We start from the raw sequence: 16,930 nt of genomic DNA on the forward strand, positions 1-16,930 counted from the left end.
GTTCCGCGGTGTCAGTCCTCGACGCGCTTCTTCAGCCCGCTCAGGGCGCGGTCGATGATGACCTTCTCGGCCTTGCGCTTGATCATGCCGAGCATCGGGATCTTGACGTCCACGGCGAGCTGGTAGGTGACCTCGGTGCGGCCGCCGGCCAGCGCGGCGAGGGTGTACGAGCCGTCCAGCGAGCGGAGCATCTGGCTGCGGACGAGGGTCCAGCCGACCTCGCGGTCGCCGTCCCAGGTGTACGCGAGGACGTGCTCGTCGCGGATCGCGCCGGCGTCGAGCAGCAGCCGGACCTGGGTGGCGCGGCCGTCCTCGCCGGTCTCCAGGACCTCGATCTCCTTGACCTCGCCGGTCCAGGCCGGGTAGGCGGCGAAGTCGGCGATCACGGCCATGACCGTGGCCGGGGTCGCGTCGATGGTGATGCTCGACCTGGTGTGCTCCGCCATGGAATGGCCCTCCGCGTCGTCCCTCTGCCTGCCGGTCCGGCCGGGGCGCCCTCGGCCCGGTCCGCCCGGAGCAGGCTATCGCGCCCGGCCGTCCCCCCGAAGGCGCGGGCCGCACCCGACGCCCCGCCCCGAGCCCGGGCATCCGCGAGCCGGCGAGTCCCCGCCCCGAGCCGAAGGGGCGCGCCGGTGCCGAAAGGGAGAGCGCGAGGGAGCGACGCAGGAGCGAGGGAGCGCCGACCGTCGGCACCGGGTCAGAGCGCCCCGGAGGCGAGCGGGCGAATAGCAGCGGGCTACCGACCGGTCACCGCGGCGCTGCCGTAGGGTGCCATTCGAACGACCTGGTCACGGCCTGGTCGGACCCGGCCGGGTGTGACACTTCGAACACCGGGGCCGACCCCCCTGGTCGAAGCTGCCTACCGGGCAGTAACGTCCTGCCGTCCCGCAGCGTCGCGAACGAGGAGCAGTCTTGCTCGACTTCAGCCTTCCGGCCCTCTACCAGGTACCGAGCGGCGGTAACCTCTCCGACCTCGTGCACCAGAACGCCGACCGGCACCCGGGCGTCGTGGTGCTCAGCCGCAAGGTGGACGGCCAGTGGCAGGAGTTGACCGCCGCCCAGTTCCTGGTCGAGGTGCGGGCCGCCGCCAAAGGCCTGATCGCGGCCGGCATCCGCCCCGGCGACCGAGTGGGCATCATGTCCCGGACCCGCTACGAGTGGACACTGCTGGACTTCGCGATCTGGTCGGCCGGCGCGATCACCGTGCCGGTGTACGAGACCTCCTCCCCCGAGCAGGTCGAGTGGATCCTCGGCGACTCCGGCGCGGTGGCCGTGCTCACCGAGACCGGCAAGCACGCCGAGGTGGTCGAGCAGGTCCGCGAGCGGCTGCCGGAGCTGCAGCACACCTGGCAGATCGAGGCGGGCGCCCTGGCCGCGCTGGCCGAGGCGGGGCAGCAGGTCTCCGACGCCACCGTCGACGAGCGCCGCTCGACGGCGACGGCCGACTCGATCGCCACCATCGTCTACACCTCGGGCACCACCGGCCGCCCCAAGGGCTGTCAGCTGACCCACGGCAACTTCCTCGCCGAGCTCGGAAACGTGACGGCCCGGATGGAGTCGCTGTTCCGGACCGGCGAGGGCTCCGTCCTGCTGTTCCTCCCGCTCGCGCACGTGCTCGGCCGGATCGCCGAGATCGCCGCCGCGATCGCCCCCATCAAGCTCGGCCACGTCTCGGACGTCAAGGACGTCACGGCCGAACTCGCCTCGTTCCGGCCGACGCTGATCCTGGGCGTGCCGAGAGTCTTCGAGAAGGTCTACAACACCGCCCGCGCCAAGGCCCAGGCCGACGGCAAGGGCAAGATCTTCGACAAGGCCGCCGAGACGGCGATCGCCTACAGCCGGGCGCTGGACGCCGGCGGCGCGGGCCTGGTCCTGCGGATCAAGCACGCGGTCTTCGACAAGCTGGTCTACAGCAAGCTGCGCGCCGCCCTCGGCGGCCGGGCCACCCACGCCATCTCCGGCGGCGCCCCGCTCGGCGAGCGCCTCGGCCACTTCTACCGGGGCATCGGCTTCACCGTCCTGGAGGGCTACGGCCTGACGGAGACCTGCGCGGCCACCGCCTTCAACCCGCACGACAAGCCGAAGATCGGCACCGTCGGCCAGCCGCTGCCCGGCTCGGCCGTGCGGATCGCCGAGGACGGCGAGGTGCTGCTGAAGGGCCCGCAGATCTTCACCGGCTACTGGAACAACCCGCAGGCCACCGCGGACGCCCTCCGGGACGGCTGGTTCGCCACCGGCGACCTCGGCTCGCTGGACTCCGAGGGCTATCTGACCATCACCGGCCGCAAGAAGGAGATCATCGTCACCGCCGGCGGCAAGAACGTCGCCCCGGCCGTGATCGAGGACCGGATCCGGGCCCACGCCCTGGTCGGCGAGGTCATGGTGGTCGGCGACCGCAAGCCCTTCGTCGCCTGCCTGATCACCATCGACGCGGACTTCTTCCCCAAGTGGAAGGAGCTCAACGGCAAGCCCGCCGGCGCCACCGTCGCCGACCTCGCCCAGGACCCGGACCTGCTGGCCGCCCTGCAGTCCGCGGTGGACGACGGCAACGCGGCCGTCTCGCACGCCGAGGCGGTCAAGAAGTTCCGCCTGCTGGACGTCGAGTTCTCCGAGGAGAGCGGCTACCTGACGCCCTCGCTCAAGCTCAAGCGCAACGTCGTGCTGAAGGACTTCGCCGCCGACGTCGAGGCCCTCTACCAGAAGTAGCCGTACCGCAAGCAGGTACCGCAAGCCGCCGTACCGGAAGGGCCCCGCCGAGCACGGCGGGGCCCTTCCGGCATGACGTCAGCCCGCTCCGTCAGCCCGCCAGCAGCGAGGTCAGCCGCCCGGCCAGCAGGTCCCAGCGCCAGGAGCGCTCCACCCACCGCCGCCCGGCCTCGCCGAGGCGCCGGCGCAGCTCCTCGTCGCGCAGCAGCCGGACGATCCGCTCGGCGGCCGCCGCGGCCGAGCCGCCGGGCACCACGTACCCGGTCTCGCCCTCCAGCACCGCGTCCGGCGCGCCGCCGGAGTCCCCCGCGACCACCGGCAGGCCGGTCGCCGAGGCCTCCAGGTAGACGATGCCCAGGCCCTCGACGTCCAGCCCCCCGCGCCTGGTCCGGCAGGGCATCGCGAAGACGTCCCCGGCCCCGTAGTGGGCGGGCAGTTCCTCCCACGGCACCGAGCCGGTGAACCGCACCGAGTCCCGTACGCCCTTGGCGTCCGCCAGCTTCTCCAGGCCCGCCCGGTACGGGCCGCCGCCGACGATCAGCAGCACCGTGTCCGGCACGTCGGCCAGGATCTGCGGCATCGCCTCGATCAGGGTGTCCTGGCCCTTGCGCGGCACCAGCCGGGAGACGCAGACCACCACCGGCCGGTTCGCCAGCCCGAGCCGGCGGCGGACCTCGGCGCCCCCGGACTCGGGGTGGAAGGTCGTCTCGTCCACGCCCGGCGGCAGCTGCACCATCCGGGCCGCGGCCTGCGGCCCCACCGCGGCGGCGATCCGCGAGCGGGTGTACTCGCCCAGGTAGGTCAGCACGTCGGTGCCCGCGCCGATCCGGCGCAGCAGCTGCCGGGAGCCGGGCAGCTGGGCCCAGGCGGCCTCGTGCCCGTGGGTCATGCCGAGCAGCCGCCCGGCGCCGGCCCGGCGCAGCGTGGGCGCCATCAGGCCGAGCGGGGCCGCGGCGCCGAACCAGACCGAGTCGCACCGCTCGGCGCGCAGGATCTCGGCGGCCCGCCGGGTGACCCGGGGTGTGGGAACCATCACCTTCGTCCGGTCCCGGATCACCGGGAACGGCTGCTCGGCGTCGAAGCGCCGCACCTCGCTGCCGTCCCGCCAGGTCGAGGCGTACACCACGATGCTTCCTGCGGGCTGACGGACGGCCATGTTGTGCACGAAGGCCTGGATGCCCCCCGGGCGGGGCGGGAAGTCATTGGTGACGATCAAGGTTCTGTGCATCTGGCCATGGCTCGCTCGGTCGGGGGGTGCTCGGCGCACCGCTGGGTGATCCGTACGATAGGTCAACACCATGACCCGCCGGGAACGGAAGCGCGTACGGCAACCGTTTGCCCCCCGGGTCAGTCCTAGTACCTAGGCCGTGATGCGGCGGCCCGGGCGTCCGTCAGTACGACGCCTCCGGTGAGGACGTCCGCGACGAACGAGGGAGCGCAGTGGAATTGGCCCCGGCCACCGAGTCCGGTTCTCCGCGCGGCCGCCTCGGCCGCCCGCTCGGGGCGCTCGCCGCGCTCGGCGCGACCTGGGTGGCCACCCGGACCGTGCTGGTGCTGCTGATCACCGGCGTCCTGAAGTCGCCCGGCGGCGACGTCACGGCCGACGTGTGGATGATCTACCACGCCTGGTACGGCGTGCTGCAGACCGGCACCTTCCCGTTCGACGACGTGACCTGGCAGTACCCGCCGGGCGCCGCCCTGGTGATCCTGCTGCCGGGGCTGCTGCCCTGGTCGTACCTGGTCTCGTTCTGGGTGATCTGCGGGATCGCCGACGCCGCCGCGGTCGCGCTGCTGATCCGCACCGGGCTGCGCCGGGGCCGGGCGCTGACCGGCGCCTGGATGTGGGTGGTGGCCGTCCCACTGCTCGGCCCGATGATCTACAACCGCTTCGACATCATCGTCACCGCGGTCGCCCTGGCCGGCCTGCTCGCGCTGATCCGCCGCCCGGCGGTGGGCGGGCTGCTGCTGGGCCTGGGCGGCATCGTCAAGGTCTGGCCGCTGCTCGGCCTGATCGGCACCCCCTCCGGCCGCCGTACCCGCCGTTCCTGGACGCTGGCGGGGGCCACCGCCGTCTCGGTCGGCTTCCTGCTCGCGGCGGGGATGAACGGCGCCTTCGACTTCCTGGCGTTCCAGAAGGACCGCGGCATCGAGGTGGAGTCGGTCGGCGCGCTGCCGCTGCACTTCGCCCGGATCGCCGGCGGCTGGGACGGCAAGGTCACCATGAACTACGGCTCCCCCGAGATGCTCGGGCCGTGGGTCGCCGTGATCAGCAAGGTGATGATGGCCGGCACCGTGCTGGGCTTCCTCTGGCTGCTGCTGTGGCGCTTCACCTCCAAGCGCCGCAACGCGGCCACCATGTACGACGCGGCGCTGTGCACGCTGCTGATCTTCGTGGTGACCAGCCGGGTGATCAGCCCGCAGTACCTGGTCTGGCTGGTCGGCGTCGCGGCGGTCTGCCTGACCGTGCGCGGCACCAGCCAGCGGCCGGTGGCCCTGCTGATCCTGATCGCCTGCCCGCTGACGCTGGTCGAGTTCCCGACCGTGTTCACCCAGGTCCTGGCCAGCGAGCCCGGCGCGATCACCGTGCTGGCCCTGCGCAACCTGCTGCTGCTGGCCGCCACCGTGCTGTCCTGCGTCCGGCTCTGGCGCTCCACCCGCGGCGAGGCGCCGCTGCCGCCGACCGTGGTGCTGGACCCGGAGCCCGCCGCGCTGCCGGCCTCCGGCTACCCGGTACGGCCGGGCATCGCGTACGAGCAGGACCTGCTGGACGGCATCGACCACCCGGGCGCCCCGGCCGAGCAGCGGCGCTGACCGGCCCTCCGACGTCTCGCTCCTCCGGCGTCTCCGGTGTCTCGGCCCTTCGGCGCCTCAGGCCTCCGGCGTCTCCGGTGTCTCCGCCCCGCCGGCGCCTCAGACCTTCAGCGCCGCCACCCCGTCCAGCCACAGCCGGGTGAACTCGGCCAGGCCGACGCCCAGTTCGGCGCGCAGCAGCCGGTCCGTACGGCGGTCCCGGTCCTCGCCCTGCCCGTCGCCCGCGCCGACGGCCCGGTAGAAGGCCACCAGCCGCTGCGGCCCGTAGCGGCGGGCGATCAGCTCGCAGGCCAGCCAGGACTGCTCGTAGGCCTGGGCGATGCCGGTGGCGCCGGCGGTGAAGTCCCGGTCGGCGGGCAGTTCGGTGGGCAGCCTCCCGGCGGTGACGTCCCGGGCCAGCTCGGGGGCGATCTGCCGCGGGGTGCGGCCGGAGTCCCGGTAGGCGGTCCAGTCGGCGACGCCCTCGGAGAGCCACAGCGGGGTCCAGGCCCGGGTGTCGGCCCTGGTCGCGACGTGGGTGGCCTCGTGGGTGACGACCACCTGCCGGCCGAAGTCGCTGAGCCGCCCGTACGCCTCCGGGTTGACCAGCACCCGGTCCGCCGGGGTGTGCGAGGGCGCGCCGGGGGCGGCCACGGTGACCGCCGCCATGCCCGCCCAGCCCGCCGGGTCGCCCTCCAGGAGCCGGGCGAACTGCGCTTCGGTGGCGGACAGTTCGAGCAGCAGCCGGCCGGGCCAGGCGTCGCCCCAGACCGCGCCGACGGCGGGTACCGCGCGGTCCCCCACCGCGACCAGCCCGGCCGGGTCGGGTCCGTCGGCCAGGCCGAGCACCAGGCAGTGCGCGCCCGACGCCGACCGGGTGGCACCGAGGTCCCACAGCGCGGGCGGCCCGCTCGTGCTCTCCTCGTGCTCGACCCGCCAGCCGTCCCCGGCCCGGGCCAGCTCGATCCGGCGCGGGTACACCACCGGGTGGTCGTCGTACCCGGCGATCCGCACCGCCAGGTCGGCGGCGGCGGTCAGCCGGTCCGGCGGGCCGGCCGCGGCGAGCACCAGGTTGCGGTACGAAGCCTCGGCGACCGGCAGTCCGGTCCGGGCCGGCAGCGAGCGCGCCCGCTCCGCCAGCACCGTGCCCACCTCGCCGCGCAGGTCGGCCGCCTGCCGGGCGGGCGCCGCCGGGGCCGCGGGCGGCAGCGACAGCTGGGCCAGCCCGCCGGCCGCGAGCAGCAGCGCACCGCGCCGGGACAGCGCGCGGCGGGGTATGTGGGCCGGGTCGTGGCCGGCGGGGCCGGACGGCGACGCGCTCAGAGCCGGACCACCCCCGCGACCGGCATGGCGTTGACGCTCTCGTAGCGGACCTTGGCGCCCGGGTAGGGGGCGTGCACGATGACGCCGCCGCCGGCGTACATGCCCACGTGGTGCATGTCCCGGTAGAAGATCACCAGGTCTCCCGGTCGCGCGTCGGAGAGGTTGACCCGCTGCCCGGCGGACGCCTGGGCCTGCGAGGTCCGCGGCAGGGTCACTCCGGCCTGCCGCCAGCTGTAGTACATCAGACCGGAGCAGTCGAACGCGCGGGGCCCGGTCGCCCCGTAGACGTACGGCGAGCCGATCATCCGCACCGCGGCGGCCAGGGCGGCCGCCCCGCGCTCGGACGCGGGCGGGGTGGAGCCGAGGTCCAGCCGGTCGGTGCCGCGGGTGGCGCGCTGCTCGGCGTCCTGGGCGTCCTGGGCGGTCATCCTGGCCCGTTCGGCGGCGTCCAGGCCGCTGAGCAGCTTCTGCGCCCTGGCCAGCCGCTGCTGGACCTGCTGCTTGATGTCGGCGAGCGAGCGGCGGTTCTCGTCCAGCTCGGCGAGCTTGCCGGCCGCCTCGCTGCGGCGCTGGTCGAGCCGGCGCTGGCGGCTCACCAGCTCGTGCAGCGTCTCCTGCTGCCGTTCGGCGGCCTGGCTCAGGGTGCGGGCGCGGGCGAGGTAGCCCTCCGGGTCGGGCGAGAGCATCAGCTGGGCGGTCTGGCTCATCCCGCCGCCGCGGTACTCGGCCCCGGCGACGGTCGCCAGGTCGCCGCGCAGTTCGTTGAGCTGGTCCTGGGCGACGGCGATCTCGCCCTGCAGGATCGTGGTCTCGTCCTGGAGCCTGCGCTGCGCCTCCAGCGCCGCGTTGTACTTCTCCGACGCCTGCTCGGCCTCGTCGTAGAGCTGCTCCACCTGCGCCTTGACGTCCTTGCGGTCGGCCGGGTCGGGGCTGCCGGGGGCGGCGTGGGCGCTGCCGCTGGTGACCACGCCCAGCGCGGTGGTGGCGGCCGCCGTCAGCACCAGCGCACGGGCGAGCAGTTGGGAACGGCGGTGCACGGGCATGGCGGCAGCGGCTCCAATCCTGCGGTTCGGCCCCGCCGCCGCCGCACTGCGGGCGGCCGTCGAGCGGGAGTCCGGTGGCAGACGTTAGCGAGTCCGGGCAAGCGAGTCCAAACCCCTACCAACTCGAATATTTGACCCGTAATCGGACACCAGCGCGAACCGCCGACAAAGCCGCAGGCCCGGCCTTCCGTGACGGAAGACCGGGCCTGGAGGCGCCGAGCGGGGTCAGACCCGCACGATGGAGCTCAGCGGCATGTTGGTGACGGCCTCGTAGCGCACGCTGGCACCCGGCTTGGGTGCGTGCAGCACCTGGCCGTTGCCCGCGTAGATGCCGACGTGGTGGGCGTCGCTGTAGAAGATCAGCAGGTCGCCGGGCTGGGCCTGGGACAGGTCGGAGCCGATCCGGGTCCCGGCGCTGGCCTGCTCCTGCGAGGTGCGCGGCAGCGAGACGTTGGCCTGGTTGAACGCCCAGACCATCAGGCCGGAGCAGTCGAAGGAGCCCGGGCCGGTGGCGCCCCACACGTACGGGCTGCCGATCTTGGTGGCGGCGGCGGCCAGCGCGGCGGCGCCGTGCGAGCTGCCGGGCGCGGCCGGCTTGGCAACCGGCGAGGTCGGGGCCGGGGAGAGGTCGCCGCGGCTGTTGTCGCGCGAGGCGCGGTCGGCGGCCTGCTGCTGGGCCTTGGCGGCGTCGGCCTGGGCCTTGGCGTCCGCGGCGGCCTTCTCCTCGGCCGCCTTCAGCGCCACCCGCTCCTGCTCGGTCAGGGTGTTGAGCAGGTCCTGGGCGGCCTTCAGCTTGTTCTGGACCTCGTCCTTGGAGGACTTCAGCTGCTGGGTGGTGGACTCCAGCTCGGCGAGCTTGCCCTGGGCCTCGGTGCGGTCCTGGTCCAGCTTGCGCTGCTGCTCCTGGAGCTGCTTCAGCTGGTTCCTCTGGGTGTCACCGGCCTGGTTCAGCGCACCGGCCTGGTTGAGGAAGTTGTCCGGGCTGGAGGAGAACATCAGCTGGACGGTCGGGGATATGCCGCCGTTGCGGTACTGCTCCCCGGCGATCTCGGCGAGACCGCCCTGCAGCTCGGTGACCTGGGCCTGCTGGCGGGCCACCTGGTCCTGCAGGCCGGTGACCTGCTTCTCCAGCGTCTGCTGCTTCTCCTGGGCGGCGTTGTACTGCTCGGTCGCCACCTCGGCCTGCTCGTTGAGCTGGTCGACCTGCTCCTTGACCTGGTCCTTGGTCGGCTGCGGGTCGGCGTGCGCGCCGGACTGCGCGGAGAGGGCGACGGCTGCGGCGGCGACACCGGTCAGGATCGAGACCCGGGCGCGGCCTGCTGGCTTGGGACGACGATGGGACGCCACGAAGGCGGACTCCTTCTTCCTACGTCCGCCTACCGGGTGAGCTGACGGGTTCGGGCCGGAAGCATTGCCCTACGACGCCTCACGACCGTTCGACCGGCCGACCTGGCGCCGATTCACCCCGGAGGAACGTGGTTCCCCGGCTCCGCTCCGCAGCGCCCCCGACCACTGGGCTCCCCTGTCGGGCAGTCGCTTCGACCTGCCCCGCTGCCTCGCGAACTCGGCGGTGACCACCGCCGCCACCCAGGCTGGGTGATCGACAGTGCGGTGGTTCGGGGCACGACCCTAGTAACTGAACCGTGATCGGTTCAAATCCTTGTCAGAAAAAAGACAGAAGATTACCCAAGTTCTTTTGTGAAAATGACCGATCGTGATCGCCACCGCACGCAAGGCTGATCAGGTCTCACCAGGCGGTCACAAACGGGCGAAAAGCCGAACGCCACCCCCGAACCGGAGGTGGCGCGGATCACAGGGCCCGACGAGGTCCCGTCGGCGTGTCGGGCCGTCAGACCCGGCGGATCGTGTTGATCGGCATCGCGTCGGCCTTCATCACCTTCACCACGTCACCGGTGTGCGGCGCGTGGACCACCATGCCGTTGCCGATGTACATCCCGACGTGGTGCATGTCGCCGCCGTAGATCACCAGGTCCCCCGGCTGAGCCGCGGCCAGCCCGGGCACGGCGGTGCCGTAGTGGCCCTGCTCCTGCGAGGTGCGCGGCAGCGAGACGCCGGCCTGCCCGTACGCCCAGACCATCAGGCCCGAGCAGTCGAAGGTGGTGGAGCCGGTGGCGCCCCACACGTACGGGGAGCCCTGCTTGCTCATCGCCTTGGACACGGCGACGGCCGCGTAACCGCTGGCCGGCGGCAGGTTGCTGAGGTCGACCCGGTCGCTGCCGCGCGAGGCGCGGTCGTCCTGCGCCTGCTGGGCCTTCAGCGCGTTGCGCTCGGCGGCGCTGAGCGAGTTCAGCAGGTCCTGCGCGGCCTTCAGCTTGGTGTTGACGTCCGACTTGGCCTGGTTCAGGTCCTTGGTGGTGGAGTCCAGCGAGGCCAGCACGGCGGCCGCCTCGGCCTTCTCCTGGTCCAGCCGGCGCTGCTGCTCCAGCAGACCCTTCAGCGCCTCGGCCTGGGTGGTGCTGGCCTGCTGGACGGTGGAGGCCTTCTCCAGGTAGCCGGAGGGGTCGGAGGAGAGCATCAGCTGGACGGACGGGTCGATGCCGCCGGTGCGGTACTGCTCGCCCGCCACCTCGGCCAGGCCGCCCTGCAGCTGGGTCATCTGCTCCTGGCTGCGGGCCACCTGGTCCTGCAGCTGGTCGGCCTGCTTGCGCAGCTGGTCGGCCCGCTCCTTGGCGCCGTTGTACTTCTCGGCCGCCTGCTCCTGCTCCTGCTGGAGCTGGTCGATCTGCGCCTTGACGTCCGTCGTGTTCGGTTGCGGCGCGGCGTGCGCGGCCACCTGGGCGGACAGTGCGACCGCGGTCGCAGCGGCAGCAGTGAGCACGGAGACCCGCGCGCGGCTCGGCTGCTTGGGACGGCGGTGGGAGGCCAAGGGACCGGCTCCTTCTTCCATCGGACTCACCCGATCGGACGAGATTCCGGAAAATAGGTTTGACGCCAGACCCTAGTGAAGATCTAACCGATTTGCCACTCCCCCGAAGGCGTGAAGTCCGTTCCCCACACTGACTTCACGGGACGCGCACACCATCGCGAAACCGCCACCGACCAGGCGTCATGCCGCCCGACCGGGGTCAGGGCCGGGCCAGCCGGTTCAACAGCAGCACCGAGGCCACCGGGCGCGCGCCCGCCTTCCGCACGCCCTCCGCGACCTCGCGGTCGGTGGAGACCACCACCACCGGACGGCCCTGCGGCTCGGCCCGCACCAGACGACGGATCAGCTCGTCCGCGGTCTCCCCGGTCCGGCTGAACCGTACCCGGACCCCGCGCGGCGGCGCCATGATCACCGGGACGTCCAGGTCCTGCCCGTCGAACACACAGGTGACCTCCGCCTGCGTGCGCTGGGCCAGCATCGCCAGCCCGCCCAGCAACCGGATCCGCTGCTGCTCCAGCGGCAGCGTCGGATAGCCGGTCTTCGTCACGTTGTAGCCGTCCACCACCAGGTGCACCTGCGGGATCGCCAGCAGCTGGTCCAGCAGCGCCGGATCGTCCTCGGCCAGCCCGCGCCGCGCCACGTCGTGCGGCGAGGCCGCGCCCGGCACCACCGCCTCCACCAGGTCCGCCGGGCGGATCTGGGAGACCGGCAGCGCCAGCTCCCGCTGCAGCCCCTGGGCCGACTGCAGCACGGTGTCCAGCAGCAGCCGCAGCCGCATGTCCTCGACGCTGCGCCCCTCACGGGCCGACCGGCGCCCCTGCTCGGCGGCGGTCTCCAGCTCGGAGACCCGGTGCCTCAGCCGCCGGGCCTCGCCCTCGGCGGCGCTGCGCTCGGCCGCGCCCTGGGCCTTCGCGGCCTCCAGCTCCGAGGCCACCCGGCGCGTCTCGGCCTGCGCCCGGCGGGTGTCGCTCTCCAGCGAGCGCACCTTCTTGCGCAGCGACTCGGCCTCCCGCCGGACGCCCTCGGACTCCGCGCGCTGGCGGTCCAGGTCCGCCCGCGCCGCGGCCCGCACCTCGGCCAGCTCCGCCTGCAGCTTCTCCACCAGGCGGGTCGCCTCGGCGACGGCGTCCTCGACACCGGCCCGCTCGGCCTCGTCACCGGCCTCGGCGACCAGCCGGCTCCAGCCCGCCGAGCGCACCAGGTAGGCGGCGGCCGCGACGTCCATCGGATCGGCGGCACCCGGAACACTGCCCGACTCCAGCGCCCGCACCAGGTCCGGCTGCCCCAGCCGCAGCCGCTCCGCTATCCGCACCCGGAAGGCCGGCTCCGCCTCCAGCGCCGCGGCCAGCGCCGTGGCCGCGTACTTGGCCCGCCGCGCGGGGGTGAACTTGACGTACTGACGCAGGCTCTGCGGCAGCTCACCCGGCGGCAGTCCGCCCAGCGCGTCCGAGGCCAGCCCGACCACGCGCCGGCGCACGCCCTCGGGCAGCGGCCGGTCGAGCTTCTCGATCACGCGCTCCGACCCGGGCTCGACGGAGTCGGACGAGGCAGTGCTCTCCGCCGGGCCCACCCCGGCGTCCGGCGCCTGCGCCTGCGCAGCGGGCCGAAGTCCCTGCGCTTCGCCGGGCTCCTTCGCTGCGTCCACCACGTCCTCGGCTCCGATCCTGTTTCCGGCGGGTACGGCCGCGACCGCCCCCTGTCGTCACGCTCCGTGCGTCTTGTCTGTTCTGTATTGTCCCGTGCGGCGGACGGGCGCGCCGCGCACCGCCCGCCGCACCGGCGGGAATCAGCCCTGCTCGGCCGGGGTCTGCGCACCCTCGGCGCCCGGACGGGCCACCAGCTCGACCTGGTCCACGGCGTTGCACCAGCGGCAGCGCACCGACTCGACGGTCTCGCTCAGCACCTCGGTCTCCTCGACCTTGGACTCGCCGGCCAGGTCGAAGTGCAGGAACTCGGTCACCCGCGCGGTGCGGGTCACGTCGAAGCGGGTGAGGTTGCCGCACAGGGTGCAGCGCCAGCGCGTCTCGGCGGTCAGGGCGGGGACGGTCATCGGGGGTCCTCTCGGGTTTTCCCTGCGTGGGCTAGGCGCTCCCCCCGGAGCCCCGGCATCGGCGGCGGGAGGCGGGATTGCCCGCCCCAAGCCTATTGCCTGGGGCAACCATCGCGACCACCGGTCAGCGGAATAGCAGGGCTACTCCACCTGCCGTAAACCACCGCGTCACCTGCGGCGCCCGGAGGGATGCTTGGCCGCATGGCGCTCACGGCCCCCGACCACACCGCCGCGCGGGGCGGCCGGCCGCAGCCGTCCGCCCCGGCGGTCACCTACGCCCTGATCGCGGTCAACACCCTGGTCTTCCTTCTCGGCCCCGCCGCCGGGCTCAACCCGCTGTACGGCACCGGCCAGGCCCGGGTCTGCGCGGAGCAGCGGTACGAGCAGCGCTGGGGCGCCGTCCCGGCCGAACTGCTGGCCGGACGGCCGCTGACCGCCGAACAGCTGGCCGAGGCCCCCGACCCGGTCCCCGGCTGCCCGGCCGCCCCGACCCCGGGCAAGCACCCGGCGCTGTCCGTCCTCTCCGGCCTCTTCCTGCACGCGGGCTGGCTGCACCTGCTCGGCAACCTGCTCTTCCTCCACGTCTTCGGCCCGACCGTCGAGCAGCGGCTGGGCCGGGCCCGGTACGCCCTCTTCTACCTGGCCGCCGGCAGCCTGGCCACGTACGGCTTCGCGCTCGCCGAGGCGCACTCGCCGGACTCCACCCGGGTGCTCATCGGAGCCTCCGGCGCGATCTCCGCCGTCCTCGGCGGCTACCTGCGCTTCCATCCGCGCTCCCGGGTGACCACGCTCGTCCCGCTGCTGTTCTTCCTGCCGCTGCGCTTCCCGGCCTGGCTGGTGCTCGGCCTCTGGTTCGCCCTCCAGTGGTGGTCGGTGCACTCGGCGGGCCCGGGGGTGGCCTACCTGGTCCACGTGATCGGCTTCTCGGCCGGTTTCCTCTACGCCTGCACCGTGGCCCGCAACCCCTCGCGACGCCCCGGCTGACGCCCGATACGCTGGCGGCACCCCACAAAGGAGCCCGAACAGTGATCACCGCCATCGTCCTGATCAAGACCAGTGTCGACCGCATCCCGGAGATCGCCGAGGCCATCGCCGCGATCGAGGGCGTCAGCGAGGTGTACTCGGTGACGGGCGGCTACGACCTGGTGGCGATGGTCCGGGTGCGCCGCCACGACGACCTGGCCGACGTCATCCCGGGCCGGCTCAACAAGGTCCCGGGCGTGGCCCACACCGAGACCCAGATCGCCTTCCGCACCTACTCCCAGCACGACCTGGAAGCCGCCTTCGCCCTCGGCCTGGACGAGTAGCGCTCAGCCGTCGCGCCGCGTGTCCACGACGCAACGGCCGCCCTCGTTGCGGTAGTTCCAGGCCGCGCCGTCCGTGACCAGCTCCCGGACGGCGGTCAGGAAGCGGTCGATGTGCTCGTCCGGAGTCCCGGCGCCGAAGCTCACCCGGATCGCGTTCAGGCTGCGCTCGCCCGGCAGCGAGGGCTCCGGCGCGCCGCACTCCGAGACCGCCACGTCCTCGTCCCCGAGCAGGGTGCGCACCAGCGGGTGGGCACAGAAGAGGCCGTCGCGCACCCCGATGCCGTACTCGGCGGACAGCGCGGCCGAGAAGTGCGAGCTGTTCCAGCCCTGCACCACGAAGGACAGCACGCCCACCCGGGCCGAGTCGGTGCCGAACAGGTTCAGCACCCTGACCTGCGGGATCTCCGCCAGCCCCGCCGTCAGCCGGGCGATCAGCTGCTGCTCCCGGGCCTCCAGCGCGTCGAAGCCGGCCTCGCCCAGGGCCCGGCAGGCCGAGGCGATCGCGTAGGCGCCGATGACGTTCGGCGAGCCGGCCTCGTGCCGGGCCGGGCCGGTGTGCCACTGCACGGCCACCGAGCCGTCCGTCTCCCGGGCCACCGTGCGGGTCGCCCCGCCGCCGGCCAGGTACGGCTCGGCGGCGTCCAGCCAGTCCGCCCGGCCGGCCAGCACCCCGGCGCCGAACGGCGCGTAGATCTTGTGGCCGGAGAAGGCGATCCAGTCGACGTCCAGCTCGCGCACCGAGACCCGGTGGTGCGGGGCCAGCTGGGCGGCGTCCAGCACCACCCGGGCGCCGTGCCGGTGCGCGGTCTCGGTCAGCTCGGCGACCGGCCACAGCTCGCCGGTCACGTTGGAGGCGCCGGTGACGCAGAGCAGCTTCGGGCCCTCGGGCGCCTCGGCCAGCGCGGCGTCCAGGGCGGCGACCGCCTCGGCCCGCGAGCGCGGCGCGCGCAGGTAGGTGACGTCCAGTCCGGCGTGCGCCCAGGGCAGCAGCGAGGCGTGGTGCTCGGTCTCGAAGGCGAACACCCGGGTGCCGGCCGGGACGGCGGCGGCCAGCAGGTTGAGCGAGTCGGTGGTGGCCCGGGTGAAGACCACCTGGTCGCCCTCGCGCAGGTCGAGGAACTCGGCGACGGTGCGGCGGCTCTGCTCGAACAGGTCGGTGGACAGCTGCGAGAGGTACCCGGCCCCACGGTGCACGCTGCCGTAGTACGGCGCGTAGGCGGCGACGTCGTCCCACACCCGCTGCAGCGCCGGCGAGCTGGCCGCGTAGTCGAGCGCCGCGTAGCCGACCTTCTCACCGCTGGCGAGCGGGACCTGGACGTCGGCACCGAGGACGGCGAGGGGGGCGCAGATTTCGGTGGCAAGGGTCATGAGGATGCACTCCTTCGGGGTGTAGGGACCCCGGGAGTGCTAGTCGTCGGGCGTCCGCGCTTGCCGCACGGACGGTTTGCCGTGGCGACCCGGTCCTCACCCAGGGCACCCCGCCACGGACGGAGGGTTGCCGGACAGCAAGCTGGGGCTTGACGCTGTCACTCATGACCTGCCGAAGACTCTAAGTCGCGTCCAGCGGGTGGTCAAACGGCCATCCACCATCCGGACAGCTACTCGCCCGCTCGCCGTTGGAGCCCGCACCGGCGCACCGGTACGGGCTCCCAACTACCTCTTCAGCTCCGGCTGGTGGCGTCCGACCAGCGCCGCAGCTGCTCCTGCGCGGCACCGGAGTCGATGGCCTCCGCGGCCCGCGCCATGCCCGCCGCGAGCTGCTCCGTGAGCGGCGCGTCGCCCAGATCGAGCGCGATCAGGGCCGCCGCGGTGTTCAGCAGGACGGCGTCCCGCACCGGCCCGCGCTCCCCCGCCAGCATCCGGCGCGCGACCTCGGCGTTGTACGCCGGGTCCCCGCCGCGCAGCGTCTCGATGCCGACCAGCTCGATGCCGACGTCCCGCGGGTCGAAGGCGGTCTCGGTGACCGCCCCGTCGCGCACCACCCACACCCGCGAGCTGGTGGTGATGGTCAGCTCGTCCAGCCCGTCGTCACCGCGGAACACCAGCGCCGTCGAGCCGCGCCGGGCGAGCACCCCGGCGATCAGCCCGGCCAGCCGGGTGTCGAAGCAGCCGATGGCGTGGGCGGTGACCTTGGCCGGGTTGGTGAGCGGGCCGAGGATGTTGAAGGCGGTCGGCACCCCGAGGTCGCGCCGGGCGGTGGCGGCGTGCCGCATGGAGGGGTGGAACTTCGCCGCGAAACAGAAGGTGAGCCCGACCTCCTCGGCCACCTCGGCGACCCGCCGGGCGGACAGGTCCAGCGCCACGCCCAGCTTCTCCAGCACGTCCGAGGACCCGGAGGACGAGGAGGCGGCCCGGTTGCCGTGCTTGACCACCTTGGCGCCGGCGGCCGCCGCGACGATCGCCGACATGGTGGAGATGTTGACGGTCTTCGCCCGGTCGCCGCCGGTGCCGACGATGTCCACCGCCGGGCCGGGGATGTCCAGCGGCTCGGCGTGCGCGTACATCGCGTCCACCAGGCCGGTGACCTCGTCGACCGTCTCGCCCTTGGCCCGCAGCGCGATCATGAAGCCGGCCACCTGGACCGGGGACGCCTCGCCGCTCATGATCCGGTCCATCGCCCACGCGGTGGACGACCGGTCGAGGTCCTCCCCCTTCAACAGCGCCGCCAGGAGGTCCGGCCAGGTGCGGACCACCTGCACGGGGTCGCTACCGCCGTTCGCAGGGTTCACGTTCACCATGGCTGACTCCAGCTGTTGTCGGTTCCCCGCTCGGGGGGACGTCCGTACGGATGGAGCCAGCCTATCGAGCGACGGGGAGCCGACGG

At 73.4% G+C, this 16,930-nt stretch carries 14 protein-coding genes and 2 riboswitches; of the genes, 4 read left to right on the plus strand and 10 right to left on the minus strand.

Translation table 11 applies throughout. The annotated features are described in order from the left end of the window. Nucleotides 1–11: 11 nt before the first annotated feature. Entirely contained in the window at nucleotides 12–446 is a 435-nt protein-coding gene (locus OP86_RS04345; protein WP_030060193.1) for an SRPBCC family protein, read from the minus strand. 466 nt (nucleotides 447–912) lie between these two features. On the opposite strand from OP86_RS04345, the gene OP86_RS04350 reads away from it, so the two are divergent. Further along, complete coding sequence (locus tag OP86_RS04350; RefSeq protein ID WP_030257257.1) at nucleotides 913–2,706, plus strand: AMP-dependent synthetase/ligase; 1,794 nt, start codon at nucleotides 913–915, stop codon at nucleotides 2,704–2,706. A gap of 91 nt (nucleotides 2,707–2,797) precedes the next feature. Here the strand turns inward: OP86_RS04350 and OP86_RS04355 are convergent, their stop codons facing one another. Beyond that, entirely contained in the window at nucleotides 2,798–3,934 is a 1,137-nt protein-coding gene (locus OP86_RS04355) for a glycosyltransferase family 4 protein (protein WP_030257259.1), read from the minus strand. 212 nt (nucleotides 3,935–4,146) lie between these two features. Here OP86_RS04355 and OP86_RS04360 point away from each other — a divergent pair, with 212 nt between their 5' ends. Continuing rightward, entirely contained in the window at nucleotides 4,147–5,517 is a 1,371-nt protein-coding gene (locus OP86_RS04360; RefSeq protein ID WP_030257262.1) for a glycosyltransferase 87 family protein, read from the plus strand. Nucleotides 5,518–5,616: 99 nt separating this feature from the next. Here the strand turns inward: OP86_RS04360 and OP86_RS04365 are convergent, their stop codons facing one another. The 6 genes from OP86_RS04365 to OP86_RS04390 all read right to left on the minus strand — a co-directional run bounded on the left by OP86_RS04365 (nucleotide 5,617) and on the right by OP86_RS04390 (nucleotide 12,799). Continuing rightward, a complete protein-coding gene (locus OP86_RS04365) occupies nucleotides 5,617–6,639 on the minus strand; it encodes a hypothetical protein (RefSeq protein WP_051829671.1) in 1,023 nt (340 codons plus the stop codon). Between the two features lie 176 nt (nucleotides 6,640–6,815). Next, complete coding sequence (locus OP86_RS04370; protein WP_030257270.1) at nucleotides 6,816–7,862, minus strand: C40 family peptidase; 1,047 nt, start codon at nucleotides 7,860–7,862, stop codon at nucleotides 6,816–6,818. 225 nt (nucleotides 7,863–8,087) lie between these two features. After that, a complete protein-coding gene (locus tag OP86_RS04375; protein ID WP_030060201.1) occupies nucleotides 8,088–9,209 on the minus strand; it encodes an NlpC/P60 family protein in 1,122 nt (373 codons plus the stop codon). A gap of 10 nt (nucleotides 9,210–9,219) precedes the next feature. Further along, nucleotides 9,220–9,374, minus strand: a riboswitch (cyclic di-AMP (ydaO/yuaA leader). A gap of 337 nt (nucleotides 9,375–9,711) precedes the next feature. Further along, entirely contained in the window at nucleotides 9,712–10,749 is a 1,038-nt protein-coding gene (locus OP86_RS04380; RefSeq protein WP_030060202.1) for a C40 family peptidase, read from the minus strand. Between the two features lie 199 nt (nucleotides 10,750–10,948). Beyond that, entirely contained in the window at nucleotides 10,949–12,397 is a 1,449-nt protein-coding gene (locus tag OP86_RS04385) for an NYN domain-containing protein (protein WP_418952601.1), read from the minus strand. Nucleotides 12,398–12,535: 138 nt separating this feature from the next. After that, nucleotides 12,536–12,799: a hypothetical protein gene (locus tag OP86_RS04390; protein WP_030060204.1), complete on the minus strand. Its 264-nt coding sequence runs from the start codon at nucleotides 12,797–12,799 to the stop codon at nucleotides 12,536–12,538. 201 nt (nucleotides 12,800–13,000) lie between these two features. Between OP86_RS04390 and OP86_RS04395 the strand changes: the two genes are divergently transcribed. Both OP86_RS04395 and OP86_RS04400 read left to right on the plus strand, forming a co-directional pair. Continuing rightward, the gene (locus tag OP86_RS04395; RefSeq protein ID WP_051829672.1) at nucleotides 13,001–13,783 is read left to right on the plus strand and encodes a rhomboid family intramembrane serine protease; all 783 of its coding nucleotides are present in this window, start codon (nucleotides 13,001–13,003) and stop codon (nucleotides 13,781–13,783) included. A 41-nt stretch (nucleotides 13,784–13,824) separates the two neighbouring features. After that, on the plus strand, nucleotides 13,825–14,106 hold the full coding sequence (locus OP86_RS04400; RefSeq protein ID WP_030060206.1) for an Lrp/AsnC ligand binding domain-containing protein: 282 nt from the start codon (nucleotides 13,825–13,827) through the stop codon (nucleotides 14,104–14,106). Between the two features lie 3 nt (nucleotides 14,107–14,109). Here OP86_RS04400 and OP86_RS04405 read toward each other — a convergent pair whose 3' ends face one another. Continuing rightward, a complete protein-coding gene (locus OP86_RS04405) occupies nucleotides 14,110–15,474 on the minus strand; it encodes an aminotransferase class V-fold PLP-dependent enzyme (protein WP_030257276.1) in 1,365 nt (454 codons plus the stop codon). Between the two features lie 51 nt (nucleotides 15,475–15,525). After that, nucleotides 15,526–15,644, minus strand: a riboswitch (SAM riboswitch). Between the two features lie 123 nt (nucleotides 15,645–15,767). Beyond that, entirely contained in the window at nucleotides 15,768–16,844 is a 1,077-nt protein-coding gene (gene trpD / locus OP86_RS04410) for an anthranilate phosphoribosyltransferase (protein ID WP_051829673.1), read from the minus strand. Between the last annotated feature and the right edge of the window lie 86 nt (nucleotides 16,845–16,930).

Source organism: Streptomyces novaecaesareae (genome assembly GCF_000716875.1).
Taxonomy (GTDB): domain Bacteria; phylum Actinomycetota; class Actinomycetes; order Streptomycetales; family Streptomycetaceae; genus Kitasatospora; species Kitasatospora novaecaesareae.